This window comes from Mycobacterium sp. IDUB_36 (assembly GCF_055419225.1).
Map to the genome: position 1 here is coordinate 280,107 of NZ_JBVAXH010000001.1, position 25,248 is coordinate 305,354.

Sequence of the window (25,248 nt, forward strand, 5' to 3'; positions counted from 1 at the left end):
CGCGCGCAAATTCAACAAGCCTGTGGATCCATGAGGCTTCTCTAAGCTAAATATGAATTTGCCCTGAGCGCAACCCGTGGGTCAGGGCAGCGGTCCCCCGGCGGCAATCGCGGACAGCGTCGCGAATTGTTCGGCGTCCAGCGAGGCGCCGCCGACCAGTGCGCCGTCGACGTCTTCCTGGGCGACAAGGTCGCCGATGTTCTTGGCATTCACCGAACCGCCATAGAGCACCCGGACGGATTCGGCGATCTGCGGCGACGCCAAGGACCCCAACTCCTTGCGGACCGCGGCGCACACTTCCTGCGCGTCGGCTGAGCTCGCCACCCGGCCGGTGCCGATCGCCCACACCGGTTCGTACGCAACTACGGTCTGGCCGATCTGCTCCGCCGACAGGCCGGCCAGCGAGCCGCGCAGTTGGTTCTGGCAGTGGCTGACGTGCTCGCCGGCCTCGCGGACTTCCAGATGCTCCCCGATGCAGACGATCGGGGTCAGCTCATGCTTCAGCGCGGCAGCAGCTTTGGCGGCGACCAGTGCGTCGTCCTCGGCGTGATAGGTGCGCCGCTCGGAATGCCCGACGACGGCGTAGCTGCAACCCAGCTTGGCCAGGAATGCCCCGCTGATCTCGCCGGTGTACGCACCGGAGTCGTGCTGCGAGATGTCCTGGGCGCCGTAGGTGAGCCGCAGCTTGTCTCCGTCGACCAGGGTCTGCACGCTGCGCAGATCGGTGAACGGCGGGATGACCGCGACGTCGACCTTGTCGAAGTACTTGTCCGGCAACGAGAATGCGATCTTCTGCACCAGCGCGATGGCCTCGAAGTGGTTGAGGTTCATCTTCCAGTTGCCGGCAATCAGCGGCTTGCGACTCATACCCGCCCCCGAAGATGCAGAGCGGAGCGACGAGGAGAAGGAACGATCATGGAAGTCCTTTGCTCAGGTGTTCAACACTTCGAGACCGGGCAGCGTCTTGCCCTCAAGGTATTCCAGCGACGCCCCGCCGCCGGTCGAAATGTGCGAGAAGCCATCGTCGGGCAGGCCCAGCGCCCGCACCGCGGCGGCCGAGTCGCCGCCGCCGACCACACTGAACGCACCCTTGGTGGTCGCAGCGGCTATCACTTCGGCGAGGCCCTTGGTACCGGCCGCGAAGGCCGGGAACTCGAAGACGCCCATCGGGCCGTTCCAGAAAATGGTTTCGGCGTTGGCGAGCAGTTTGGTGAACCGCTGGACCGATCCCGGACCGATGTCCAAGCCCATTTTTCCATCCGGAATCGCTTCGGCGGCAACCGTTTCCGGCGTCGCATCGGCGGCGAACTTATCGGCGACGACGATGTCGACCGGCAACCGGATGACGTCGGCGTACGTCTCGAGCAGTTGCTTGCACGTGTCGATCATCTCGGGCTGAAGTAGCGATGTGCCGACCGAATGCCCCATCGCGGCGAGGAAGGTGTAGCACATGCCGCCGCCGATCACGATGCTGTCGGCTTTGGTGGCCAACTGCTCGATGACGCCGAGCTTGTCGGAGACCTTGGATCCGCCCAGGATCACCGCGTACGGCCGCTTCGTCGAGCCGGTCAACCGCTCGAGCACGGCCACTTCTTGGGCGACCAGCGTGCCGGCGTAGTGCGGCAGCAGCGTCGCGACGTCGTAGACCGACGCCTGTTTGCGGTGCACCACCCCGAACCCATCGGAGACGAATGCTCCTGTGCTGCCGACTAATTCGGCAAGCTCCTCGGCCAGCGCCAAGCGCTCCGCGTCGTCCTTGCTGGTCTCTCGCGGATCGAATCGGATGTTCTCCAGCAACAGAACGTCACCGTCAGCCAGGCCGGTGGCGCGGGCTTTGGCGTCCGCGCCGACGACGTCAGCGGCCAGTTGCACGTCCTTGCCTAACTGTTCCGCCAGGGCCGCGGCGACCGGCGCCAGCGACAGTGCCGGGTCGGGCTCACCTTTGGGACGGCCGAGATGCGCGGTCACCACGACCTTGGCACCCGCATCGGCCAACGCCCTGATCGTCGGCACCGAGGCGGTGATACGGCCGGGGTCGGCGATGGCGCCGTCATTGAGCGGCACGTTCAGATCAGAGCGAACGAGCACCCCGCGACCTGAAACCCCCTGTGCAAGAAGGTCGTCCAGGTTGTGGATGGCCACGACTAGAGCGACTTGCCGACCAGTGCGACCAGGTCGACCAGACGGTTCGAGTAGCCCCACTCGTTGTCGTACCAGGACACCACCTTCGCCTGGTTGTCGATCACCTTGGTCAGGCCGGAGTCGAAGATCGAGCTGTGCGGGTCGGTGACGATGTCGCTGGAGACGATCGGCGCGTCGTAGTACTTGAGGATGCCCTTCATCGGGCCGTCGGCGGCGGCCTTCATCGCGGCGTTGATCTCGTCGGCGGTTGCCGACTTCTTGAGCTCCGCGGTCAGGTCGGTGACCGAGCCGGTGGGGATCGGAACCCGCAATGCGTAGCCGTCCAACTTGCCCTTGAGCTCCGGCAGCACCAGACCGATGGCCTTGGCGGCACCCGTCGAGGTCGGCACGATGTTCAGCGCCGCGGCCCGGGCCCGGCGGAGGTCCTTGTGCGGACCGTCCTGCAGGTTCTGGTCCTGGGTGTAGGCGTGGATGGTGGTCATCAGGCCCTTGACGATGCCGAACTCGTCGTTCAGCACCTTGGCGATCGGCCCGAGGCAGTTCGTGGTGCACGACGCGTTGGAGATGATGTTCTGGCTGCCGTCGTACTTGTCGTCGTTGACGCCGAGCACGATGGTGATGTCCTCGTCGGTGGCGGGCGCGGAGATGATCACCTTCTTGGCGCCGGCGTCCAAGTGGCCCTTGGCCTTTGCGGCGTTGGTGAAGATACCGGTGGACTCGACGACAACGTCGACACCGAGGTCGCCCCACGGCAACGCGGCCGGGCCTTCTTTGACTTCGAGCGCCTTGATCTTGTGGTCGCCCACCACGATGGTGTCGTCACCCTCGAGGCTGACGTCGAACGGCAGCCGCCCGAGGATCGAGTCGAACTTCAGCAGATGCGCCAGCGAGGCGTTGTCGGTCAGGTCGTTGGCTGCGATCACCTCGATATCGGTGTCGACTCCCGCGGCCTGCTGCGCCAGCAGGGCCCGGTAGAAGTTGCGTCCGATGCGCCCGAAACCGTTGATACCTACCCGGACCGTCACGTATCTCTCCTTCGATGCTGGCCAAATGCTCGCTGCCAGCCTAGTAGCTGCAACAATGCGTCGCTAATTCGGTGGTTTAGGTCACGCTCTCGCTGGTGTGACCGGGTGGACCGGCAGCTCGTCACCGGGCTCTGGCCAGGGCTGGCGTGCCAGCATGTCGTCGACGGCGACGTAACCCTCCTCGATCAGGCCGGTCTTGGCGTCGACGATCCGATACCACTGCTTTTTCGTCTGGATCGGCTGGCCTTCGAGGATGATCACCCGCAGATCGCCCTCCTCGAGCCGGCAGCGCCGCTGCACGGCGGCCACCAGCTGCTCGTTGTGCAGGTGGCCTTCACCGAAGTTCCAGCCGATCAGTGGCCCGGCCACGGTTTCGCCCTCGCGCAGCGAATAGTCCGCCTCGTCGGCGTCCTTGCCCAAGGCTCGCGGCAACAGCCCGTTCAGCGCGCGGCCGTGGACGTGCATGGACCGGAAGGCACGCGCCTTGTCGCTGATGATCTCGGCGGTGTTCGCGTCATAGAGCCGGGCAATCTGTTTGACGGTGAGTGCCGAACTCTTGACCACGCTTGCGTCGATCTTGTCCTCGACGCCCGTGCGGAAACACCAGACGCTCGAAGCCCAGTTGCCCGCGTAGTAGCGCAGCGCGGGAAGAAACGAAATCTGTTGCGGGAACATGTTTCCCACCACCGGTATCACGGCGAGGGCCGCCATCAACATCGCCAGCAGCAGCGGTGAACTCAGGTCGTAGATGACGATGTCGTGGTAGTGCCCGAACAGGTAGAACAGCGAGAAGATGAAAAAGATGTTCCACTCCAAGGGAACACCCATCGGCAGGTTGGAGATGATGTTGAGGTGGAAGACCACCATGAAGCCGATCAATGCCCAGCGCCACGGGTGGCTGCCGCCGGCGAAAACCAGGACCGCCGGCACGATCAATTCCGCCGTCGTACCGCCGACGTGCGCCATCACCTTCGGAATCCAGGTCGGCCGGATGTCGTTGACGGGATCGCGATAGAGCCGGCGCTTCAGCCAGTTGAACGGCTTTCCGCGTAGCAGGGCGTTGTTGCTCGTCATCGCCGCGACGACGTAGGGAAAGTGGTGGTTGAGCTTGGAAGTCGCTGCGCCCCACCACAGCCCGAGCATGACGATTTTGAACGCTGCGATCTGGTCGGTGAAGGGGAAGAAGAAGATCACCAGCTTCAGCCAGTAGTGCTCTCCGCGGGCGGCCAGGAAGATCGTCTTGTCCCGCAGGCCCAACAACCCCAGCGCGACAATGGTCGGCAGTACCCGCAGCGGGTCGATCAACCCCACATCGCCGCTTTCGGTCACCGACCCGCCGTGGCCCGGAGCCAGCAACGCCCAGACACCCGACGCCAGGACGACGGCGTAGAGGGCGACGTCGACGATGCTGCGGGTGTCTCCACGGGTGAACGGAACCTCGTTGGGCCATGGCGGTAGCCGAATTGTCTTGGGACGCAACCAGTAGAGGAATCCGCCGATCGGCGGCAAGAAGCGCGCGGTGAGCGGGCCCGAGCCGCAGCCCAGACCCAGGACCTCGAACAGCAGCGTGAAGATGATGAACTTCTGGTAGACGATCGGCTGGGTCCACCACGATGCGATGTCGGCCAACCCGCCGAGGCCCGGTGTCAGCGAGATGACCGCGGCGGCGCCCGCCGCGTACGCCACCATCTTGAGTACGTAGAGCAGGTAGATCGCCGACGGAGTACCGAAGCCGTGTTCGACCCAGTGCCGGGTCACCACCTGCATCCGGTCTGCCGCCGACCGGTCCTGCCAGGTTTCGGGGTCGACGTCCGGAAGATCCGGGGTGATGAATCCCATCACGGACTCGTTTCAGGTCTGCCACCGTTGGCGAGAACAATCTAGCGGGGTGACCGAGCCGACCCTCGGCGTGTCGGTGTCGTGCGGCACCGACTGCGCGGCCTTCGACCTGAAATCGACCGGTTGTGGGTGGATCACCTGCACAGTCGACGACCGTCGGCCGCCGCCGACGAGCCGCTAGGCGTCTTCGAGCAGATCCGGTGTCACCGCGGACTCGGTGTCCGGAATCCCGTCGACCTTCGCTTTGCGGTCCGCCATCGACAGCAGTCGCCGAATACGTCCTGCCACAGCATCTTTCGTCATCGGCGGGTCTGCCAGCCGGCCCAACTCCTCCAGCGACGCCTGCCGGTGCTCGACGCGCAGCTTGCCCGCGGTGGCCAAGTGGTCGGGTACGCCGTCACCGAGAATTTCCAATGCTCGTTCCACCCGGGCGGCCGCGGCCACCGCGGCGCGCGCCGAGCGCCGGAGGTTGGCGTCGTCGAAGTTCGCCAGCCGGTTGGCCGTTGCTCGCACTTCGCGGCGCATCCGCCGTTCTTCCCAGATCAACCGGGTGTCCTGGGCGCCCATCCGGGTGAGCAGCGCCCCGATGGCCTCGCCGTCGCGGACGACCACCCGGTCGGCGCCGCGGACTTCCCGCGCCTTCGCGCTGATGCCGAGCCGGCGGGCCGCGCCCACCAGCGCCAGCGCTGCCTCCGGACCGGGGCAGCTGACCTCCAGCGCCGACGAGCGACCCGGCTCGGTCAGCGAGCCGTGCGCCAGGAAGGCCCCGCGCCACGCAGCCTCGGAGTCGGCGATGCTGCCGCCGACGACTTGAGCCGGCAACCCCCGCACCGGACGACCGCGCAGATCGAGCAGTCCGGTCTGGCGGGCCAGCGCCTCGCCGTCATTCGCGACACGCAACACGTAGCGTGTCGTCTTGCGGATTCCGCTGGCGGACAGCACATGTACCACCGCGTTGTATCCGTACAGATCGAAGATGTCCTTACGCAGCCGCCGCGCGATACTGCCCAGGTCCACTTCGGCTTCGACGACGACCCGGCCGGCCACGATGTGCAGGCCGCCGGCGAACCGCAGCAGCGACGTCACCTCGGCGCGGCGCGCGCTCACCGCCGTCACCACCAGGCGACTCAACTCGTCTTTGACTTCGGCCGTCATCGCCACGCGTCGTCACCCCTCGGTCCGTTGCTACCCGGTCCATCTGTGCCGGTTCGCTGACGTTCTTGCTCGATCGCCAATGCGTCGGTGGACGGCGCGGTAGGCGGCGGCCGACCGGCGTCGCGTACGCCAACCCCGTCCAGCGCCGCGGCCAACTTCCCCGGGTCATGTAAAGGTGTACCAGGCCTGGCCACGTCGGCGAACTGAACCTGCGCATTCAACAGCGTCGCGGTGCGCCGCAATTGCTCCCGCTCCCGCTCGCTGGGCACCCGGCCGGCATCGATGATCACGTCGTGAACGCTGAAACCCGGTGCGTGCTGGGCAAGTACGTGCAAATGGCGTTCGACCGAGAAGCCGGCCGTCTCCCCCGGTTCGGCCACCAGATTGAGCACCAACGCACGACGGGCCGTGGTCGCCTGCAGCGCCGCGGCCAACCCGGGCACCATGACGTGCGGAATCACGCTGGTGAACCACGAACCCGGCCCGAGCACCACCAGGTCGGCGGCCATGATCGCGTCGACCGCCTGGCGGGTGGCCGGCGGATCGCCGGGCAGCAGGCGAACCCGGCGGACCTTGCCCGGCGTGGTCGCTATCGCCACCTGCCCGCGGATCGCCCGAAACATTCTCGGGTCCGTTTCCAGGCCGGAGACGTCGGCCTCGATCTGCAGCGCGATCGGGCACATCGGCAACACCCGGCCCCGCACACCCAGAATGCGGCCGACCTCGTCGAGCGCGGCAACCGGATCGTCGAGCACCTCGCTCAGACCAGCGAGCAAGAGATTACCGATCGGATGACCGGACAGCGCGCCGCTGCCGCCAAACCGGTGTTGCATGATGGTGGCCCACAACCGGCCCTGCGGACTGTCAGAAGCCAACGCCGCCAATGCCATTCGCAGATCGCCCGGAGGGACGACGTCGAGTTCGCTGCGCAACCTCCCCGACGATCCGCCGTCGTCGGCCACCGTCACGATCGCGGTCACGTGCGGAGTCAGTCGCCGCGCAGCCGACAGCGTGGCATACAGGCCATGCCCTCCGCCCATGGCGACGATCCGGGGGCTCACTGGCGCCGCTCCTCAGCATCGCTGCGCTCTGCATCGTCACCGGCGGGGCTCATTGGCGCCGCTCCTCAGCATCGCTGCGCTCTGCATCGTCACCGGCGGGGCTCATTCGCGGCCCAGATCCCGGTGCAACACCCGCACCGTGAGTTGTTTGTCGGGCTCGAGTAGGCGCGCCAGGGCCTCGGCGATCGCGACGCTGCGGTGTTTACCACCGGTGCAGCCGATCGCCACGGTCATATAGCGCTTCCCTTCCCGGTGGTAGCCGTCGACAATCAGGGACAGCAACCGATGGTATGTCTCCAGGAACTCCGCCGCGCCGGTCTGGCGAAGCACGTAGTCACGAACCTCCGGATGTTGTCCGGTGAGTGGGCGCAGCTCGTCGACCCAGTGCGGATTCGGAAGGAAGCGCACATCCATCACGGTGTCGGCGTCCATCGGCAGGCCGTATTTGAAGCCGAACGATTCGACGGTGACGCTGGTCTGCGCAACCGTCTCGCCGCCGAAGGCCCGCTCGATACTCTCCCGAAGCTCACGCACCGACAACGTCGAGGTGTCGATGACCAGGTCGGCGGTCGCGCGGACCGCAGCGAGCAATTCGCGCTCGGCGGCAATGCCTTCCGCCAGCGTCTGCTCGCCCTGCAGTGGGTGGCTGCGCCGGTTCTGCTCGTAGCGGCGCACCAACATGTCGTCCGAGGCCTCCATGAACAACACCTGTGGGGTGATGTTGCGGGTCGCCAAGTCGTTGCGCACCCAGTCCAAATCGCCGGTGAATCCGCGAGAGCGGACGTCCATCACGATGGCCAGCTGGGTGATCCGCGATCCGGCGTCGAGGCCGAGGTCGACCATCCGGGTGATCAGCTGGGGCGGGAGATTGTCGGCGACATACCAGCCGAGGTCCTCGAGCACTTTGGCAGCGGTTCCCCGGCCGGCACCGGACAGGCCGGTGACCAGAACGACGTCGATGCCGGATTCGCCAGTGGCACTGTGGCTGTCGGCCTGGTCGAGCGACCCGGCTTGATTCGGCCCGTCCATTCCCTCGCCCGTCATCCAGATGCCCGTTCCGCGATCCGGTCTGGTGCCGCGGCGGCCGAGCCGGCGCCGTCACCGCGCAACGCGTCGAGCACCGCCGTCGCCGTCGCCGCCCCGATGCCCGGAACGGACGTGATCTCGTCGACGGTAGCCTCCCTGAGTCGCGCCAGTGAGCCGAAATGGGCAACCAACGCCTTACGTCGATGCTCACCCAACCCCGGTACCGAGTCGAGCGCTGACGCCGTCATCCGTTTGGACCGCTTGCTGCGGTGATAGTTGATCGCGAACCGGTGCGCCTCGTCGCGCACCCGCTGCAGCAGGTAGAGCCCCTCGCTGTTGCGGGGCAGGATGATCGGATCCGGTTCCGACGGCACCCACACCTCTTCCAGGCGCTTGGCCAGCCCGATCACCGCGACATCGTTGACGCCGAGTTCGTCGAGAACCGCGCTGGCGGCGTTGACCTGTGCAGCACCACCGTCGACCACGTAGAGGTTCGGCGGATAGGCGAACCGGCGCGATTTACCTTCGGGTGAGAGCATTTTCGGGTCTTCCTGCTCTTGGACGTGGCGGATGAATCGCCGCCGGGTGACCTCGGCGATCGACGCGACGTCGTCGGAGCGACCGTCACCGGCCGCTTCGCGAATGCCGAAGTGCCGGTAGTCGGATTTACGCGGCAGCCCGTCTTCGAACACCACCAGCGAACCGACCACGTCGGTGCCCTGCACGTGGCTGATGTCGACACACTCGATGCGAAGTGGAGCATCGGCCAGCCCCAACGCTTCTTGAATGTTCTGCAGTGCAGCAGATCTGGCCGTGAAGTCGCCGGCACGCTTGAGTTTGTGCTGTTGCAGCGCGTCCTTGGCGTTGCGCTGTACCGTCTCGGCCAGCGACCGCTTGTCGCCGCGACGGGGAACACGCAGGTTGACCCGCGACCCACGCAGACCCGTAAGCCACGTCGCCAACTCCTCGGCGTTCGGCGGCAGGCAGGGCACCAGGACCTCGCGAGGCACCGGGTTGACGGATTCGTCGGCCGCGCCCTCGAGTTCGGCCTGATCGCCGTAGAACTGGGTCAAGAACTGCTCAACCAGCTGCGCCTCACCCGAATCGCCTGGATCGCCGGGCTTTTCGACGATCCAGCCGCGCTGCCCGCGAACCCGGCCGCCACGCACGTGAAACACCTGGACGGCCGCTTCCAGGTCGTCGTCGGCAAATGCGACGACGTCGGCGTCGGTGCCGTCACCGAGAACGACGGCCTGCTTTTCCAGTGCCCGCTTGAGGGCACCGAGGTCGTCCCGCAACCGGGCCGCACGCTCGAACTCCAGACCGTCCGCGGCCGTCCGCATCTGTTGCTCCAGGCCGCGGGCAAACCTGTCGGTCTTTCCGGACAGGAAATCGCAGAAGTCCATCACGATCTGGCGATGCTGCTCGGCGCTGACCCGCCCGACGCACGGAGCCGAACACTTGTCGATGTATCCCAGCAGACAGGGCCGGTCGATCTGGTTGTGCCGCTTGAAGACTCCTGCGGAGCAGGTGCGGGCCGGAAACACCCGGGTCAGCAGGTCCAAGGTCTCCCGGATGGCCCAGGCATGCGAATAGGGGCCGAAATACCGGACACCTTTGCGGCGCGGGCCGCGATAGACCATCAGGCGCGGGTATTCCTCGTTGAGGGTGACGGCGAGCACGGGGTAGGACTTGTCGTCTCGATAGCGGACGTTGAACCGGGGATCGAACTCCTTGATCCAGTTGTATTCCAGCTGCAGTGCCTCGACCTCGGTGTTGACCACCGTCCACTCCACCTTGGCCGCGGTGGTCACCATCTGGCGGGTGCGTGGATGCAGGCCGGAGATGTCAGCGAAGTACGAGTTGATCCGGCTGCGCAGGCTCTTGGCCTTGCCGACGTAGATCACCCGGCCGTGCTTGTCGCTGAACCGGTACACACCCGGCTGGACCGGGATGGACCCGGTAGCGGGGCGGTAGGTCGCGGGATCAGCCACGGTGTCCAAGGCTAGTCGCGCCGACCGACGCCGACGACGCCTACCAGACGAGCGAGCACCGTGTCGGGTGCTGCGCACGCGGCCGCGATCGGGGCGCCGGCGTCATAGGGGACGGGGGCCGGCGATCGCGTCGTTCAGAGCGATGCCAGGTCGGGCCGGTAGCGCGCCAGCAGATTCCGCACGGAGTCCATGGCGGCGACAGCGCGGTCTTTGTCGACGGACTGAATGGCCATCAGCGGGATGTACTCGTCGTCCGGCAGATCGATGCGCGCCCACCGCGCGCCGACGGGAAACGACACGCCCACCAGATCGCCCCATGGCACGAGTCGATCGCTCAGCACGTTGCGCACAGAGAGCCCGCTCGGGCCGACCCGCAGTCGCGGCCGGGCGAACAACAGCACCAGCCCGGCGAGGACGACACCGAGCACCGCCATCGCGATCTGGTCAGAGGTCTGAAAGATAACGCCGGTGGATCCGAGCTTGAGCAGTAGCCCGATCAGCACGTGCGCGACGATGAGTACAACGGCCACGGCGTAGGCGACGTAAGGCGTCAGGCGCGGCCGCAGTTGCACATCCCAGGTGTCCCCGTCGGGCTTGGCGGTCACGGCTTTTCGCGCAGCTGGCGCAGGGTCAGCGCGGTGCTCAGCGCCGCGGCTGTCGCCTGGCCGCCGTTGTCTTCGGTGGAATCCGGCAGTCCCGCACGATCGAGCGCCTGGGCTTCGTCGTTGGTGGTCAGCACGCCGTTGGCGACCGGGGTGGACTCATCGAGTGAAACCCTGGTCAGCCCTTGAGTTACGGCGTCGCAGACGTAGTCGAAGTGCGGTGTCTGACCGCGGATCACCACGCCCAGCGCAACGACGGCATCGTGGTTGCGGGCGACGGCCTGTGCGACCACCGGAATCTCGATCGCACCGCGAACTCGGACCACGGTCGGGTTCTTGACGCCCCACTCGTCGGCGATGCGCTCGGCCCGGTCGAGCAACTGGTTGCAGATCTTGCTGTGCCACGTGCTCACCACGATGGCCAACGTGAGTGCGGAAGCGTCCTGCGACGCGATGTCGGGTACCCCGGCACCGCTCATATACGCCACTCCTCAGCATCGCTACGCTCTGCATCGCTACCGATCACAGCGCGCCGCCGAATTCGCCTGGCAGATGGATGGATTCGTGGTAGTCGTCCAGCCCGACAAGGTCGTGGCCCATCCGGTCACGTTTGGTCATCAGGTAGCGAATGTTCTCCGCATTGACCCGGACCGGCAGTGCCACGCGCTCGAGGATGTGCAGCCCGTAACCGTCCAGACCGACGCGCTTGGCGGGGTTGTTGGTCAGCAACCGCATCGAGCGGACTCCGAGGTCGACCAGAATCTGGGCACCCGTGCCGTAGTCCCTTGCGTCAGCGGGCAATCCGAGCTTGAGATTCGCGTCCACGGTGTCGTCGCCGGCGTCCTGCAGCTGGTAGGCCTGAAGCTTGTGCATCAGGCCGATGCCGCGCCCTTCGTGCCCGCGCATGTAGAGCACCACACCCCGGCCCTCCCGAGCCACCATCGCCATCGCGGCGTCCAGTTGCGGACCGCAGTCGCAACGTCGCGAGCCGAATACGTCGCCGGTGAGGCATTCAGAGTGGACCCGGACCAGCACGTCGTCGCCGTCGTAGTTGGGTCCGGCGATCTCGCCGCGGACCAACGCCACGTGTTCGACGTCTTCGTAGATGCTGCTGTATCCGACCGCGCGGAACTCACCGTGCCGGGTGGGGATCCGCGCCTCGGCGATGCGCTCGATGTGCTTCTCGTGCTTGCGGCGGTACTCGATGAGGTCGGCGATCGCAATCAGGGCGAGATCGTGCTCGTCGGCGAAGACCCGCAATTCGTCGGTCTGAGCCATCGCGCCTTCGTCCTTCTGGCTGACCACCTCGCAAATCGCGCCGGCCGGCGACAGGCCGGCCATCCGGGCCAGGTCGACGGCTGCCTCGGTGTGACCCGGGCGGCGCAGCACACCACCGTCCTTGGCGCGCAACGGAACAACGTGACCGGGTCGGGTGAAATCCTCGGCAACGCTATCCGGATCCGAGAGCAACCGCATGGTCGTCGCGCGATCCGATGCCGAGATACCGGTTCCCACACCAAATTTCGCATCGACCGTGATGGTGTACGCGGTTCCGTGCTTGTCCTGGTTCACCGCGTACATCGGCAGCAGGCCGAGTCGATCGCAGATCTCGCCGTCCAGCGGCACACACAGGTATCCCGAGGTGTAACGGACCATGAAGGCCACCAACTCGGGGGTCGCCTTCTCGGCGGCAAAGATGAGGTCACCCTCGTTCTCGCGGTCCTCGTCGTCGACGACGACCACCGCCTTGCCCGCCGCGATGTCGGCGATCGCGCGCTCGACCGAGTCCAACCTCGTCATCGCAGCCACCTCGTCAGAGAATCACACCTGACGGCCTCAGGTGTTGTGTCCAGTATGAACCAACACGTCGGCGTAGTTATTGCCACTGCTCACTGATCGGCCATCGGCGCCGGAGCGAGGCGGCCCGGCCCATCCGCAGACGGTTTCCAGAGGCCTTTCGTAGCTGATTCATAGACAGTCTATCTAGCGTTCAGTGTGTCGAGACCAAGCGTCCGACGAACACGCGAGAAGGCAGGTGAAGGACTATGAAGCTCAAGCAACTGATGGCCGGCGCGGCTATCACCGGCGCCCTCGGCTCTGCCGTACTGGGGGTGGGCACCGGTATCGCCAGTGCCGCACCCGGGGACCATGGCGCGCCGATGTTCAACCACGCCGGACCTGCACCACAAGATCCAGGTGGCGGACACGGCCCCGGTGGACCCGGACCCGGTGGACCCGGACCCGGCGGACCCGGTCCTGGTGGACCCGGCGGTCCCGGACACGGCGGACCCGGCGGTCCCGGTCCCGGCGGCCCTGGCGGACCCGGCGGTTTCGGCGGGCCCGGACCTGGCGGACCCGGCGGGCCCGGATTCCGCGGCGGCCCGGGACCGTGGCACGGCGACGACCATCGCGGCTATTTCCGCGGGGCCCCCTGGGGCAATGGACCAGCGCCGTGGGGCGCCGGCGAACCGCCGCGTCCGGGGTGGAACCGCCCGCTGCCGCCGCCCAACGGACGGTGGAACGACGGGCCGATCAACTACTGGGGATACCAGGAGACCCCGTTCTGGAACCCGCAGTTCAACCAGTGGGGCTTCAACTTCTTCGGAGTTTGGATCCCGCTGTAAAGAATCAACCCACCAAACGCCCGCTTCGCCGACCGGCGGAGCGGGCGTTGCCCTTCGCCGAGGTTGCTGCACTTTTACCGACGGGTGACGAGAAAGCCACTGATCGATGCATCCTCCGGGACACACCACAATCCACGACGTCGTCGCCTCAGCCCGGGGTTACTGTTGGCACATGGCGGTGTTGCTCTGCAGACGGTTCACGGCCGTCCTGGCGATCGGCATGGCCTTGAGCGGCGTTACGTTCGGCAGTGCCGCGGTCGCGGCCGCCGGGTCGACGATCGCAATCGAGCGAGTGGTCCTTCAGGACGATCCGACGCCGCCACCGAATCCAGATCCCGCGCCGGGCGCCCAGGGCCCGGACGATCACATCCCCCCACATGCCGCACAGGCACCGCATCGTCGCCACATCGACAACGATCCGATCTTTCGTCGTTAGGACAGACGAGCCGACGCTACGGGCGAGTGATCAGCCGTTCGACGTATTTGGCGATCACATCGACCTCGAGGTTCACCTGCGTCCCGGACTGCGCCGGGCCAAGGGTGGTCAATTCGCGGGTGGTCGGGATCAGCGACACCTCGAACCAATCGTCGCCGAGCGCCGAGACCGTGAGCGAAATCCCGTCGACCGTGATGGACCCCTTCTCCACCACGTAACGAGCCAACTCCGCGGGCATCCCGATCCGGACGACCTCCCAGTTGTCGGAAGGCGTGCGGCTGAGTATCTGCCCGGTGCCGTCGACGTGGCCTTGCACGATGTGACCGCCGAGCCGGCTGTTCAGGGCCGCCGCGCGTTCCAGGTTGACCGCGCTACCCGCGACCAGTCGGCCCAAGCTCGACCGGCTCAGCGTCTCGCCCATCACATCGGCGGTGAACTTGCCGCCGGGTAACACCTCGACGACGGTCAGACACACCCCGTTGACGGCGATCGAGTCGCCGTGGCCGGCGTCCGCGGTCACCACCGGACCCTGGATCGTGAACCGGGCAGAATCGCCCAGGTCATCCTTGCCGACGACCTCGCCCAGCTCCTCAACGATTCCGGTGAACACCGCCTCAGGCTAGTGAGTCACGCGCCCCCGCGCGAGGTCCGGGCCGCCTTGCGCCCCGGCGTCCGGTCAGCCCGACCCGCTAGGCTGCAAACTATGCATACGCCCCGACGTGTAGGCCCGATCGTTGCCGTTTTAGCCGCCCTCTCCGTCGCCGCCGCTCTGATCAGCGGATGCTCGTCGTCCAAGTCATCCGGCGGCCCGCTGCCCGACGCGGCCACTCTGATCAAGGAATCCACCCAGAGCACGAAGAACGTCAAAAGCGTGCACCTGGCCCTGACGGTGAACGGCAAGATCAAAGGCCTCCCGGTGAAGTCGCTGACCGGCGACCTGACCACCACGCCGCAGACCGCCGCTCAGGGCAACGCCAGCATCATCTTCGGCGGCTCGGACATCGACGCCCCCTTCGTGGTGATCGATGGCATCCTCTACGGAGCCCTGACCCCCGGCCAGTGGGACAGCTTCGGCAAGGCCTCCGACCTCTACGACCCGTCCACGATCCTCAAGCCCGACGTCGGCCTGGCCAACGTGCTGACCAACCTGAGCAATCCCAAAGCGGAAGCGCGGGAAAACGTCGGCGGTCAGACCACCATCAAGATCACCGGCACCGTCTCAGCGGATGCGGTCAACGGCATCATGCCGCGACTGAAGGCGACGCAGCCGTTGCCGTCGACCGTGTGGATCGAGGAGAACGGTGACCACCAGCTGGTGCAGACCACGCTGGAGCAGAGCCCGGGCAACTCCCTCCAGCTGACTCTGTCGAACTGGAACGCGCCGGTGCAGGTCACCAAGCCCCCGGTGGCTGCGGCCCCGTGACGGCACCGGAAACCCGCCACGCGGGGCGCGTCGTCGCGATCAGCGCGGGCAGCCTCGCCGTGCTGCTCGGAGCCCTCGACACCTACGTCGTGGTCACGATCATGCGCGACATCATCGGCACCATCGGCATCCCGGTGAACCGCCTGCAGCGCATCACCCCGATCATCACCTGGTATCTGCTGGGCTACATCGCCGCGATGCCACTGCTGGGCCGGGCATCCGACCGGTTCGGGCGCAAGCTCCTGCTCCAGGTCAGTCTGGCCACCTTCCTGGTCGGCTCGGTCATCACGGCGCTGTCCACCGACCTCGATGTGCTGGTGGTCGGTCGCACCATCCAGGGCGTGGCCAGTGGCGCCCTACTTCCGGTGACGCTGGCGCTCGGCGCCGACCTCTGGGCTCAGCGCAACCGCGCCGGAGTCCTGGGCGGCATCGGCGCGGCCCAGGAACTGGGCAGTGTGCTCGGACCGCTCTACGGCATCTTCATCGTCTGGTTGACCAGTCGCTGGCAGGACGTGTTCTGGATCAATGTGCCGCTGTCGCTGGCCGCGATGGTGATGATCCACTTCAGCCTGCCCTCACGGGACCGTGACGCCGAGCCGGAGAAGATCGACGTCGTCGGCGGACTGTTACTGGCCATCACCTTGGGGCTGGCAGTTGTCGGCTTGTACAACGCCAATCCCGACGGTAAGCACGCGTTGCCCAGCTATGGGCCGCCGCTCATCGTCGCGGCTGTCGTCTTCGCCGTGATTTTCTTTGTCTGGGAACGGTTCTCGCGAACCAAGCTGATCGAGCCGGCCGGCGTGCGCTTCCGTCCGTTCCTGGCCGCACTCGGGTCCTCGCTGTGCGCCGGGGCCGCGCTGATGGTGACGCTGGTGGACGTGGAGCTGTTCGCGCAGGGCGTGCTCGGCAAGGACCAGAACCAGGCGGCGGTGATGCTGCTGTGGTTCCTGGCCGCGCTGCCGATCGGCGCCCTCGTGGGTGGTGCGATCGCGACCAAAATCGGCGACCGCGTGGTGGCCTTCGCCGGACTGCTGATCGCCGCAGGTGGCTACCTGCTGATCTCCAAGTGGTCGATCGACCTGTTGCAGGAGCATCACGATCTGTTCGGTCTGTCGCTGCCGGCATTGCACACCGACTTGGCGATCGCCGGTATCGGGCTGGGTCTGGTGATCGCGCCGCTGACATCCGCCAGCTTGCGTGTCGTGCCGGCGGCACAACACGGCATCGCGTCGGCCGCAGTGGTGGTGGCCCGGATGACCGGCATGCTGATCGGGGTCGCGTCGCTGAGCGCGTGGGGCTTCTACCGGCTGCCGCAACTCGTCGCGAAGCTTGCGTCGGAGGTGCCCCCGAATGCGGGTCTCGCCGAGCGAGTTCTGCGCCAGGCCACCATGTACCGCGAGGCCTTCGCCGGAATGTACGGCGAGATCTTCACGGTCACCGTGGTCGTGTGCCTTGTGGGCGCACTGCTCGGCCTGTTGATCGGCGGCAAAAGCCAACATGCCGACGAGCCCGCGGCGGTCACCGCAGAACCTGTCTCACCACGCTCCTAGCGGCTCGCCGCGGTAGCGTTCGCACTGATCCGTCCCCGCCACAGGGTACGAATAGTCCTCGTGCACAGACGTTTTCACACAGTCGTCAAGGCTTCAGGGTGATCGCGGCTGAGTCTTGACGTCGAAATCCACGCGGTCGCCGTCGACCTTGACGATCCGCATGTGCGCGACGTAAGGCCCTTCGGGACCGGTGAATCCGCAGTCGAACTGGCCACCGACAGTGGCTTTCACGCCGGACGGGCAGTGCACGTCGTTCGGCTTGAATCCTGTCTGCCGGGAGACCACGTCGACAACCGATTGCGCGGCCCCCTCGGGCTTGACGGTCGCGCCGCACCCGGTGAGTTGCAGGGCGGCGATCCCGATCAGCGCACCGACGCCGCACCGCAGGCCCGGGTGGAGATTCATCAGGGCATCAGTATGGCGGCCGCCTCTGGGATCCACAGTCATTTCGCAGGCGGTAGCACTGGCGTAATGCAACCAGCACGCGGCGCGACCTGCCGCCATGTATCGTTTGACCGCTAACAACGGTCAGCATCTTCGCTTGCGGTGGGGGTCATGGTCGAATACCAGCTGTCCGGCGCGGTCGAGGCCCGCGTCGGCGGGGCACTGGTGCCGCTCGGCGGCCCCAAACAGCGCTGCGTGCTGGCCATGCTGCTGGCCAATCACGGGACGGTGGTCAGCGTCGACCGGCTGATCGACGCGGTGTGGGATGACAAGCCGCCGCCCAAAGCGCTGGCCTCGTTGCGGGCCTACGTCACCAATCTGCGCCGGATCCTGCCGGTGTCGACCGACAGCGCGTCACCGACCACCCGACTTGCCTCACGCGCGTACGGCTACCAACTCACCCTGCTCGCCGGTGATTCGGTCGATCTGCACCGATTCGAGGCATTGGTCAAAGAGGGCCGCGCGGCGCTGGTACGCGGAGCCGCGGCGGAGGCGTTCGACAAGCTCAGCACCGCGCTGACATTGTGGCAGGGCGACCCGTTCGGCGAGTTCACCCACCGCGACTTCGCCCACGCCGACGCGACCCGGTATATCTCGTTGCGGCACACCGCGATCGAAGCTCGCTTCGACGCGGCGCTGCAGTCTGGCGACGGCGGCGACCTCGTCCCCGAAATCGAGGCCGCCATTGCGGCCGACTCGACCGAGGAGCGACTCTGGGGCCACCTGATGGTGGCGCTATACCGTGCCGGGCGTGCCTCCGACGCGGTCCGCGCATTCGACCGTGCCCGGGCCACGTTGGACCGTGAACTCGGCACGTCGCCGGGTGACGGACTGCAGACCCTCTATCGCAAAATCTGCGACAAGGCCGCCGACCTGCATTTCCCGTCCCCGACCGATCTGCCCGCCGGCGCCCCCGGTCCTGAGCCGCACGGGCATATCCCGTTCGTGGGTCGGACATCCGAATTGGAGACAGTCGCAGCGGCTCTCGGGCGGGCCCGCGCCGGGTCGGGCGGGTTGATGTTGCTCACCGGCGAAAGCGGAATCGGCAAAACGGCACTCGCACAGACGATTTCCGTACAGTCCGAGCAATCCGGGATGGCGGTGGCATGGGCCGCCCATCCGCCGGGTGTCCGGCTGCCGCTGATGTGGACCTGGATTCAGCTGCTGCGCCGGCTCGGCGACGAACTCGGTCAGCCCGCCCGCCACGCGGTTCGCCGCATTGCACCCGGAGTGGTCGACGCGCTCGTTCCCGAGTGGACCGACCGCGACGGCGCCAACCCCGGCGTACGCACTGCGGCAACCGGTTTCGCGCTGATCGAGGGTGTGGTGGCCGCGCTCTGCGAACTCGCCGCGATCCGACCGCTGCTGCTCATTCTCGACGACCTGCACCTCGCCGACCTTCCCTCCGTCAACGCGCTGTCCCTCCTGAGCGGACAGCTCGGACGCCTTCCGATTCAGGTGATCGGAAACTGGACGTACTTCGGCAGCGGCCGACCGATGAACCGGTCCACCTTCGAGCGACTGGTCCGCCTGGAGGCCACCCGGACCATCCATCTCGACGGCATCGGGCAGGACGCCGCTGCCGCACTCGTCGACGCACTATCCGGAGCCGGCGCCGAGGGCGACGTGTCGCAGCACGTGTGGTCCCGTACCGGCGGAAACCCTTTGTACATCCGGGAACTCGTTTCGGTATTGGTCGCCCACAACCGGCTGCAGGACGCGACCGACGGCAGCACCGACGACGTGTCCGCGGCCGTCGCCGGCATGGTCGGTCAACGACTGGGCCGCCTCGACCGGCCCAGTCGGCGTGCCCTGGCCGCCGCCGCGGTGATCGGGGCGGAGTTCGACGTCGCCGACCTCGCCGATGTCGTGGACCTGTCGGTGTCGACCGTGCAGGCCCGGCTGCGACCCGCCTACGAGACCGGGCTGGTCGACGAGGTGGTCGACCGACCGGGCTGCTACCGGTTCGGGCACGGGTTACTGCACGACGCGGTGCTGACCCAGGTTCCCAGCGCGGAGCGGGCGGCGGTCCACGCGGCCATCGCCGACAACAACGCCGCCGGCATCGCGACCGCCGCCTACGAGGACGTCATCTCCGTTGCCGACCACGCGTGGCGGGCTGGCACCGAACTCAATTCCGAGACCGCGCTGGCTATCTACGAAACGGCGATCCAGCGCGCGCTCAACCGTTCGGCCTACGACGACATCGCCAACCTCGCCAACCACGCCATCCAGGTGTGCCGACGACTTCCGCCCAAACCCGAACCGCTGCAACGCCAGGCCACCCTCTGGCTTCACCTGGCCGGCGCGCACGCCATCCTCGACGGCCAGAACAGCCCGGCCACCAATGCCGCCGTCCAGCGCGCATTCGACATCGGCGAGCATGCGAGCGGGCGGCACTATCACGGCGCGGTGGCCATGCAGTGCTACATGCTCTGCGTGCGTGGACGTCTCGACGAAGCGCAGGCTTTGGCCAGCGGGCTGGCTGCGCAATACGCCGCGTCCGGCGACCCCGACGTCGGAGTGTCCAGTCATTTCGTCGCGGTCATGCTGCATTGGCTGCGCGGCGAACTGGACGCGGGCGAAGCGGTCGCCGGCACGATGATGGCGCGGTTCCCCCCGCCGGAAACCGTGGCCGACCCGTTGATGTTCTTCCACCCCCGGGTGTACTGCTGGCTGGCGCTCGCCAGGGCGCTGCGCGGCGACCGAGCCGGTGCACACCGCCAGCGCCTGGTCGCGCTGGAACTGGCGCAGAGTCGCCGGTCCCACTTCGATGTGCTGGCGGCCAAGATCGTCACGATCGAGATCGACGCGATCCTCGGCGTCACCGACGGAACCGTCGCCGCAGCCGAGGACATCCACCAGGAATTGCTGGCCGCGGGGTCTGTCCAGTGGGCGGCCTGCGCGCTCCTGATCGGCGTTTGGGCACAAACGCTTTCGGGCGCCGGTGGTGATCCCGCGGTGGCTTTCGAGGCATTCGACGACTACACCCGCGATGGCACCGTGGCGATGACGCCGTTCTTCCTGGGATTGCTCGCCGAGATCGAGGACCATCACGGCCGGGCCGATCACGCCGAGCAGCTGCGGACGCGCGCCCGCGCAGTGGGCAATGCCACCGGCGAACATGCCTGGGACAAGCAACTGACACGCCGAGTCGCGGCGGTTCCGGCGGCGAGTACCCACTAGTTCGAGAGTGGCCGCTCCAATCAGGATCCAATTCGGCTGGCTACCGTACCGCCGATGAGTATCAACGAGCCGGCCCCGCCTCCGCGTGGGCTCACCCGTGCCGAGCGGGGCCGAGACGTCAGTCCTGCCCAGGCTGAGGCCGAGGCGCAGACCTCTACCGTCCGAGGTCTTTTGCAGTCGATGAGCCCCCGGTTCGTCTTGTCGCAGGCCGATGGTTATCCGGTTGTCGTCAAGCAGTTCCTGCAGTTCTGCCTGGTCCTGATCTACCCGGCCTGGGTCTTCGGAATCCTGGCTTCGGTGGTGGCTCACTACGCGTTCTACGTGACCGTGTATCCCGTGTTGTGGGTGCTGTTCTGGCCCTTTCGTGCCTGGATGAAGAAGAACCGGCCCGAAGAATACGCGGCGAGCCAACAGAAATAGTGCGACGTCTTTTCCGCCCGGCCCGAGCACAGGTCTCTGTGTCCCCGTCGGTAGTGGCTCCGGGGCAATCGATCGACGTGCGGGTGACCACGCCCAGAGCGATCAGCGGCGTGACGTCGGCGCGGATCGAGCTGGGCTACCTGAATTTCTTCCGCTACCGGTGGGCCGGGCACGCGGATGCTGCGGCGACGGCCGCGACCGACGCGATGTGGCTCACCCAGGATGTCGGCACCACCTACGGCACAGACCGCAACACCAAGGAATGGATCGGCATTCTGGTCACCGAATTGCCGACTCCGACATCCGAATTCACGGACGCTTCGGCTACTTTCCGGATTCCGTCGTGGGCTCCGCCGACGTCGAATCTGATCGCCGGGTGGTTGTGCCGTCTGGTTGTGCAGCGCCGCGGTATCGATGTCGAGGAAGAGGCCGAGTTCACCGTCGTCACCGGTGTCGGCGATGTGCCCGCCGATGACGGAGAGCTGGAGCAGGTCATCGGTAGCGCGGCGTCCCGGCTCGAGATCGAGTTGCCCCGCAGGGTGTTTCGGGCCGGCGAGATCATCGACGGAGCTGTCGTCATCACCCCGAGCCGGGATCTTCCTGTCGGCGACGTTCGGGTCAAGTGTCAGTACCAACGGGACTCCCATCCACGCACGCGCATACCGGGGTTCGACGAGATCGTCAACGGACGAAGTGCGCAGCTCGACAAGCACGTGACGTTGCGCGAAGGCATCCCGGTGCGACTGCCCTTCCAGACCACGCTCCCCGCGGACGCCGCCCCGACTGCCAGTGCGGTCAACTCGTCGATTCGCTGGTTCGTCGGCGTCACCATGTATTACGCCGGATTCTCCGGTCCGGGAACCGAGTCCGTGCGATTGCCCATCACGGTGGTCAGCGCCGCCGGCGCCGGGTAGCCGTTCTCAATCGCGCAAGATGCGGCCCTGGGCGTCCGGCACTTTCCTGTTCAGGATCATGATCGCGTCGATCAACGGCCACAGTCCACCGAGTCCACACGTCAACCACGTCACGGCGATCTGCGCGACGCCCACGCCGATGTAGCCGAGGTAGAAGCGGCCGACGCCGAGGGATCCGAAGAAGATCCCCAGCAGCCCCGCCGTCACCCTGCTTCGGTCCGAGAGTGGGCGGCCGTATGCGTCGACGGCCACCGGCCAACCGGGCGGCGGCGGGTAACCGGGTGGCGGTGGCCAACCGGGCGGCGGCGGGTAACCCGGTGGCCGGTACGGGAAATCCTCGGCGGAATAGGGATATTCGTGTGCCGTCACGTCAGCGACCCGGCTGGTTGGACCTGCTCGGCGCGGCGGCCTGCGATCAACCGCCGGACGCCGATGACGCTGAACACCAGCACTCCGATGAGGGCCAGCGACGCGTAGATCGTCACCGCGACGGTGAACACCACCGTCAACACGTTGATCACCGCCACGACCGCACCCAGGGCCAGAAACCCCAGCGAGAACCCGAGAACCGTGAACACCGTCAGCGAGTGACGCAGGCTTTGGCGCCGTTCATCACACCGTCGCGGTAGGCGTCGACGCGGACCGAACCGTGTCCTTGGCGGGCCACATCACCCGAACCGCGGAAGACGATCAGTGCGGTGATCCCCTTGTCCAGATCGCCCGGCGACATCTTGTAAGGGCTCTCCGGTCGATCCTCGAGCAGGATGCTGGCCGCCCAGGCCCCCGCCATGCAGTCAGCGCGCAGCGAGGACTTCTTCTCGGACGCGTCCTGGCCCCCGCGTGCGAGCACCGCCAGCCCGTACTGCGTCGCGATGAGGGTGGCAACCGCGAAATCGCCGCCCTGATCGTAGATCTCGGGCATCGCCTTGACCGCGTCGAAGCCGACGTAGTCCTCGGGCACGCAGTAGAAGAGCGCATAGGAGGTGGTGGGCTGGCCGCCACAGGTGGGCGCCTCGGCCGGATCGAACGCCCGCACCGGCTCCAGCGGCTTCCACGGCTCTCCGGTCAGCTTCGGGTAGACCTGCGACCAGTAATCCTCCAGATCGACCGGTACGCCCTTGACGATGTCCTCGTACGGCGCGTTGCCTCCGCTTTCGACGTCCGCTGCGCTGTTGAACGGGATCTCCACCACCGGCGGATCGCCGACCTTGTAGCCCTTGCATGCACCCGGCCCGTTGTCGAATCCGGTCTGGAACGAGTTGACCCGGTCGAAGCCGCTGCCGTGTGCCTGCGGGTCGTGCTTCTCGGTACCCGGTTCGTCACGCAGGAACAGGAAACCGGCCAGGGCGTTGTCCAGGTCGTCATCGGTGGGCTTGAAGGTGTCGCTCTTGGCCGCATGCGCCGCCCATGCTCCGGCGAAGCAATCGGCCTGTATCTCCTTGACCACCGTCGGTCCCTGGAAGTTGGCCCGTGCCTGGATCGCATGACCCCACTCGTGGGCCAGCACCACCGGGATGACGAAGTCGCCGAAGCGCTTTCGCAGACTGGGTAGCAACTCTTCGATGTCCCAGGCGACGTCGTCGGCCTTCGAGCAGTAGAAGGCGTTGCCGGAGATGTCCGCGGCGGCCGTCGCGCACGGCGCCAACTGCCCGGACGACGGCGTGACGGCGTAGAAGCCGCCCTTCACGGGCGTGTAGTCGTGTCCGTAGAGCTTCGGGAATTCACTGCCCCAGTACTGCTGCAGGTCGGCGATCGCCTTGATGACGATCTTGTTCACCGGGTTGGAGGCATCACCGTGGATCTGCACGGAATCTGCGGCGTTGGTTGTCTTGGGTGCCAGCGTCGACGATTTCGTCGAACTGCAGCCGCCACACACCAGGACTATCGCCGCAGCAAACACCACGAACCGTGAATACCAATTGTTTGCCGGCATCAGCCGCCCTTCTTTAGCCGCCATTATCTACATATGGCGCGGAGACATTACGCACCGATGTTTGGAAATTGATTGGAAAATGTTTGCGTCATTACTTCGCGTGGTCGTCGACCTTGAAATCGAAGTGCACATCGCCGGCGTCGACGTCGGTGACGGTCACCGTCAGGCCGTATGTCTCACTGCCGTCCTTGAGCTCGCACCGCAGCGTCGAGCCCGGGGTTCCCTTCAAGTTGTCGGGGCAGGTGACGGAGTCCGGCTTCTGCCCGACCTTCTGGGTGAGCTGCTCGCTGACCTTGCTTGCGACCAGTTCTTTGTCGACGGTTTCCACCATGTCGAACTCGACATCGTCGCCCTTTACGCTGGTAGCGGTCACGTTGACGTTGTAGTCCTGGCCCTTGATCTTCATCGCGCAGTTCAGCTGCGCCCCGACCTGGCCTTTCAGCCCGTCCGGGCAGGAGACCGAATCGGGCTTGTTACCCGCGGCGTCGGTCATCTTGGCGGTGATCTGCTTGGCGATGTCGTCCTTGCTCACCATCTTCGGGCCACTCGAGCAGGCTGAGACGCCGATCAGAGTGCCCGCAATTGCACTAGCGACAAATAGAGTCCGCGAAATCGAGTGAGACATGTCCGCCTTTCCGGCATACGAAGAAGTTGAATCGGCGAAGTATTGCACGCGAAAGGAACCGGCTAGGTTGCAATAGATGTAAATTCTAGGTTAACTGGACCGACCAAAACTCAACAATTATCGCCACCGACAGCCGTGCGTCAGCTAAGGTGCTAACAACCCCGGAATCGCTCGACAGTCAATTGCGGAGCGGGCGGGCGAATCGACGAAGGAGCGCATTGATGAAAACCCCGGTGATCGCGGTAGCGGGCCTTACGGCAGCCACCGTGCTGGTGGGTCTGTCGACGACCGGCTGCAGTAGCAAGTCGGACAAGCCGGCTTCGACGTCGTCCTCGGCGTCGGCCACCGCCAAGAGCTCTGCCAGCTCCGAGCCGAGTTCATCGGACACCGCGTCGGGTGGTTACGCCAAGCTGCTGATCAAACCCGACGAGATCGCGCTCCCCGGTGACACCTTCACCCTCTCGCCCCCGACCGAGAACCCGAACGGAAAGGCCGGTGTCGCTGCGGTTTTCAGTAACCAGGCCGACACCCGTGAGATCGGTGACACCATCCTGATCCTGCCGGACGCCGCCGGCGCGGCCTCGGCACTGGACGGCGCGAAGTCCGCGCTCGGTGCCAACGTGACCGGGGACCCGCAACCCGCCGCGGTCGGCGAGGGCGGAACGATCGTGCAGGGCCCCTCGCCGGATGGCTCGAAGTCGGTGACGGTGTTGCTGTTCACCGAGGGCAAGGCGTTCGTGACACTCGAATTCGACGGCAAGCCGGACGACCCGGTGCCGCCCGCGTTCGCCACCGACATCGGCCAGAAGCAGGACGCTGCCATCAAGAGCGGCCTCGCCGGCTGAGCTG

Annotated in this window: 26 protein-coding genes and 1 pseudogene; 9 read left to right on the forward strand and 18 right to left on the reverse strand. The window is 66.3% G+C overall.

The annotated features are described in order from the left end of the window. Positions 1-81: 81 nt before the first annotated feature. From tpiA to ACZYW1_RS01250, 4 genes are all read right to left on the reverse strand, one after another. Complete coding sequence (gene tpiA / locus ACZYW1_RS01235; RefSeq protein ID WP_463782598.1) at positions 82-867, reverse strand: triose-phosphate isomerase; 786 nt, start codon at positions 865-867, stop codon at positions 82-84. Positions 868-930: 63 nt separating this feature from the next. Further along, complete coding sequence (locus ACZYW1_RS01240; protein ID WP_463782600.1) at positions 931-2,142, reverse strand: phosphoglycerate kinase; 1,212 nt, start codon at positions 2,140-2,142, stop codon at positions 931-933. A 2-nt stretch (positions 2,143-2,144) separates the two neighbouring features. Continuing rightward, a complete protein-coding gene (gene gap / locus ACZYW1_RS01245) occupies positions 2,145-3,167 on the reverse strand; it encodes a type I glyceraldehyde-3-phosphate dehydrogenase (protein WP_463782602.1) in 1,023 nt (340 codons plus the stop codon). 81 nt (positions 3,168-3,248) lie between these two features. Then, on the reverse strand, positions 3,249-5,006 hold the full coding sequence (locus ACZYW1_RS01250; protein ID WP_463782604.1) for a DUF3556 domain-containing protein: 1,758 nt from the start codon (positions 5,004-5,006) through the stop codon (positions 3,249-3,251). A 49-nt stretch (positions 5,007-5,055) separates the two neighbouring features. Here ACZYW1_RS01250 and ACZYW1_RS01255 point away from each other — a divergent pair, with 49 nt between their 5' ends. After that, the gene (locus tag ACZYW1_RS01255) at positions 5,056-5,187 is read left to right on the forward strand and encodes a hypothetical protein (RefSeq protein WP_463782606.1); all 132 of its coding nucleotides are present in this window, start codon (positions 5,056-5,058) and stop codon (positions 5,185-5,187) included. Here the strand turns inward: ACZYW1_RS01255 and whiA are convergent. From whiA to ACZYW1_RS01295, 8 genes and pseudogenes are all read right to left on the reverse strand, one after another. Continuing rightward, positions 5,184-6,161 carry a DNA-binding protein WhiA gene (whiA, locus tag ACZYW1_RS01260; protein ID WP_463787627.1) on the reverse strand — a complete coding sequence of 326 codons (978 nt, stop codon included), beginning with the start codon at positions 6,159-6,161 and terminating at the stop codon, positions 5,184-5,186. The two genes, ACZYW1_RS01255 and whiA, sit on opposite strands and share 4 nt — an antisense overlap. Then, positions 6,158-7,222 carry a uridine diphosphate-N-acetylglucosamine-binding protein YvcK gene (yvcK, locus tag ACZYW1_RS01265; protein WP_463782607.1) on the reverse strand — a complete coding sequence of 355 codons (1,065 nt, stop codon included), beginning with the start codon at positions 7,220-7,222 and terminating at the stop codon, positions 6,158-6,160. Before yvcK ends, whiA begins: the two co-directional genes overlap by 4 nt. Positions 7,223-7,238: 16 nt before the next feature. Then, positions 7,239-7,309 (reverse strand): annotated as a pseudogene (locus ACZYW1_RS01270) (hypothetical protein); the annotation flags it as partial. 15 nt (positions 7,310-7,324) lie between these two features. Beyond that, entirely contained in the window at positions 7,325-8,266 is a 942-nt protein-coding gene (gene rapZ / locus ACZYW1_RS01275; protein ID WP_463782608.1) for an RNase adapter RapZ, read from the reverse strand. After that, positions 8,263-10,242, reverse strand: a complete 1,980-nt coding sequence (uvrC, locus tag ACZYW1_RS01280) for an excinuclease ABC subunit UvrC (protein ID WP_463782611.1) — start codon at positions 10,240-10,242, stop codon at positions 8,263-8,265. The genes rapZ and uvrC overlap by 4 nt, the downstream gene beginning before the upstream one ends. Positions 10,243-10,376: 134 nt before the next feature. Next, positions 10,377-10,847 (reverse strand): PH domain-containing protein, encoded by a 471-nt coding sequence (locus ACZYW1_RS01285; RefSeq protein WP_463782613.1) that lies wholly within the window; start codon positions 10,845-10,847, stop codon positions 10,377-10,379. Further along, positions 10,844-11,323, reverse strand: coding sequence for a 6,7-dimethyl-8-ribityllumazine synthase (gene ribH / locus ACZYW1_RS01290; RefSeq protein ID WP_463782614.1), 480 nt, complete (start codon positions 11,321-11,323; stop codon positions 10,844-10,846). Before ribH ends, ACZYW1_RS01285 begins: the two co-directional genes overlap by 4 nt. A gap of 43 nt (positions 11,324-11,366) precedes the next feature. Then, a complete protein-coding gene (locus ACZYW1_RS01295; protein ID WP_463782615.1) occupies positions 11,367-12,644 on the reverse strand; it encodes a bifunctional 3,4-dihydroxy-2-butanone-4-phosphate synthase/GTP cyclohydrolase II in 1,278 nt (425 codons plus the stop codon). A 245-nt stretch (positions 12,645-12,889) separates the two neighbouring features. Between ACZYW1_RS01295 and ACZYW1_RS01300 the strand changes: the two genes are divergently transcribed. Together ACZYW1_RS01300 and ACZYW1_RS01305 are read left to right on the forward strand one after the other, a co-directional pair. Further along, entirely contained in the window at positions 12,890-13,468 is a 579-nt protein-coding gene (locus ACZYW1_RS01300; RefSeq protein ID WP_463782618.1) for a chitin-binding protein, read from the forward strand. A gap of 172 nt (positions 13,469-13,640) precedes the next feature. Further along, the gene (locus ACZYW1_RS01305; RefSeq protein ID WP_463782619.1) at positions 13,641-13,904 is read left to right on the forward strand and encodes a hypothetical protein; all 264 of its coding nucleotides are present in this window, start codon (positions 13,641-13,643) and stop codon (positions 13,902-13,904) included. A 16-nt stretch (positions 13,905-13,920) separates the two neighbouring features. Here ACZYW1_RS01305 and ACZYW1_RS01310 read toward each other — a convergent pair whose 3' ends face one another. After that, complete coding sequence (locus ACZYW1_RS01310) at positions 13,921-14,514, reverse strand: riboflavin synthase (protein WP_463782621.1); 594 nt, start codon at positions 14,512-14,514, stop codon at positions 13,921-13,923. Between the two features lie 93 nt (positions 14,515-14,607). Here ACZYW1_RS01310 and ACZYW1_RS01315 point away from each other — a divergent pair, with 93 nt between their 5' ends. Further along, entirely contained in the window at positions 14,608-15,327 is a 720-nt protein-coding gene (locus ACZYW1_RS01315; RefSeq protein ID WP_463782624.1) for an LppX_LprAFG lipoprotein, read from the forward strand. Further along, a complete protein-coding gene (locus ACZYW1_RS01320; RefSeq protein ID WP_463782627.1) occupies positions 15,324-16,877 on the forward strand; it encodes an MFS transporter in 1,554 nt (517 codons plus the stop codon). Before ACZYW1_RS01315 ends, ACZYW1_RS01320 begins: the two co-directional genes overlap by 4 nt. 93 nt (positions 16,878-16,970) lie before the next feature. Here the strand turns inward: ACZYW1_RS01320 and ACZYW1_RS01325 are convergent, their stop codons facing one another. Next, positions 16,971-17,282 carry a DUF4333 domain-containing protein gene (locus ACZYW1_RS01325; RefSeq protein ID WP_463782629.1) on the reverse strand — a complete coding sequence of 104 codons (312 nt, stop codon included), beginning with the start codon at positions 17,280-17,282 and terminating at the stop codon, positions 16,971-16,973. 150 nt (positions 17,283-17,432) lie between these two features. On the opposite strand from ACZYW1_RS01325, the gene ACZYW1_RS01330 reads away from it, so the two are divergent. From ACZYW1_RS01330 to ACZYW1_RS01340, 3 genes are all read left to right on the forward strand, one after another. Then, the gene (locus tag ACZYW1_RS01330) at positions 17,433-20,507 is read left to right on the forward strand and encodes a BTAD domain-containing putative transcriptional regulator (protein ID WP_463782631.1); all 3,075 of its coding nucleotides are present in this window, start codon (positions 17,433-17,435) and stop codon (positions 20,505-20,507) included. Between the two features lie 54 nt (positions 20,508-20,561). Continuing rightward, on the forward strand, positions 20,562-20,927 hold the full coding sequence (locus ACZYW1_RS01335; protein ID WP_463782632.1) for a hypothetical protein: 366 nt from the start codon (positions 20,562-20,564) through the stop codon (positions 20,925-20,927). An 83-nt stretch (positions 20,928-21,010) separates the two neighbouring features. After that, positions 21,011-21,841, forward strand: a complete 831-nt coding sequence (locus ACZYW1_RS01340; protein WP_463782633.1) for a hypothetical protein — start codon at positions 21,011-21,013, stop codon at positions 21,839-21,841. A gap of 6 nt (positions 21,842-21,847) precedes the next feature. Here the strand turns inward: ACZYW1_RS01340 and ACZYW1_RS01345 are convergent, their stop codons facing one another. The 4 genes from ACZYW1_RS01345 to ACZYW1_RS01360 form a co-directional block, all read right to left on the reverse strand. Further along, the gene (locus ACZYW1_RS01345; protein WP_463782635.1) at positions 21,848-22,210 is read right to left on the reverse strand and encodes a TM2 domain-containing protein; all 363 of its coding nucleotides are present in this window, start codon (positions 22,208-22,210) and stop codon (positions 21,848-21,850) included. After that, positions 22,207-22,419, reverse strand: a complete 213-nt coding sequence (locus tag ACZYW1_RS01350) for a hypothetical protein (RefSeq protein WP_463782636.1) — start codon at positions 22,417-22,419, stop codon at positions 22,207-22,209. Before ACZYW1_RS01350 ends, ACZYW1_RS01345 begins: the two co-directional genes overlap by 4 nt. A gap of 2 nt (positions 22,420-22,421) precedes the next feature. Further along, entirely contained in the window at positions 22,422-23,774 is a 1,353-nt protein-coding gene (locus ACZYW1_RS01355; RefSeq protein ID WP_463782637.1) for a neutral zinc metallopeptidase, read from the reverse strand. 91 nt (positions 23,775-23,865) lie between these two features. Continuing rightward, positions 23,866-24,399 (reverse strand): anti-apoptotic protein, encoded by a 534-nt coding sequence (locus ACZYW1_RS01360; protein WP_463782639.1) that lies wholly within the window; start codon positions 24,397-24,399, stop codon positions 23,866-23,868. A 221-nt stretch (positions 24,400-24,620) separates the two neighbouring features. Here ACZYW1_RS01360 and ACZYW1_RS01365 point away from each other — a divergent pair, with 221 nt between their 5' ends. Next, the gene (locus ACZYW1_RS01365; RefSeq protein WP_463782640.1) at positions 24,621-25,244 is read left to right on the forward strand and encodes a hypothetical protein; all 624 of its coding nucleotides are present in this window, start codon (positions 24,621-24,623) and stop codon (positions 25,242-25,244) included. Positions 25,245-25,248 lie beyond the last annotated feature (4 nt).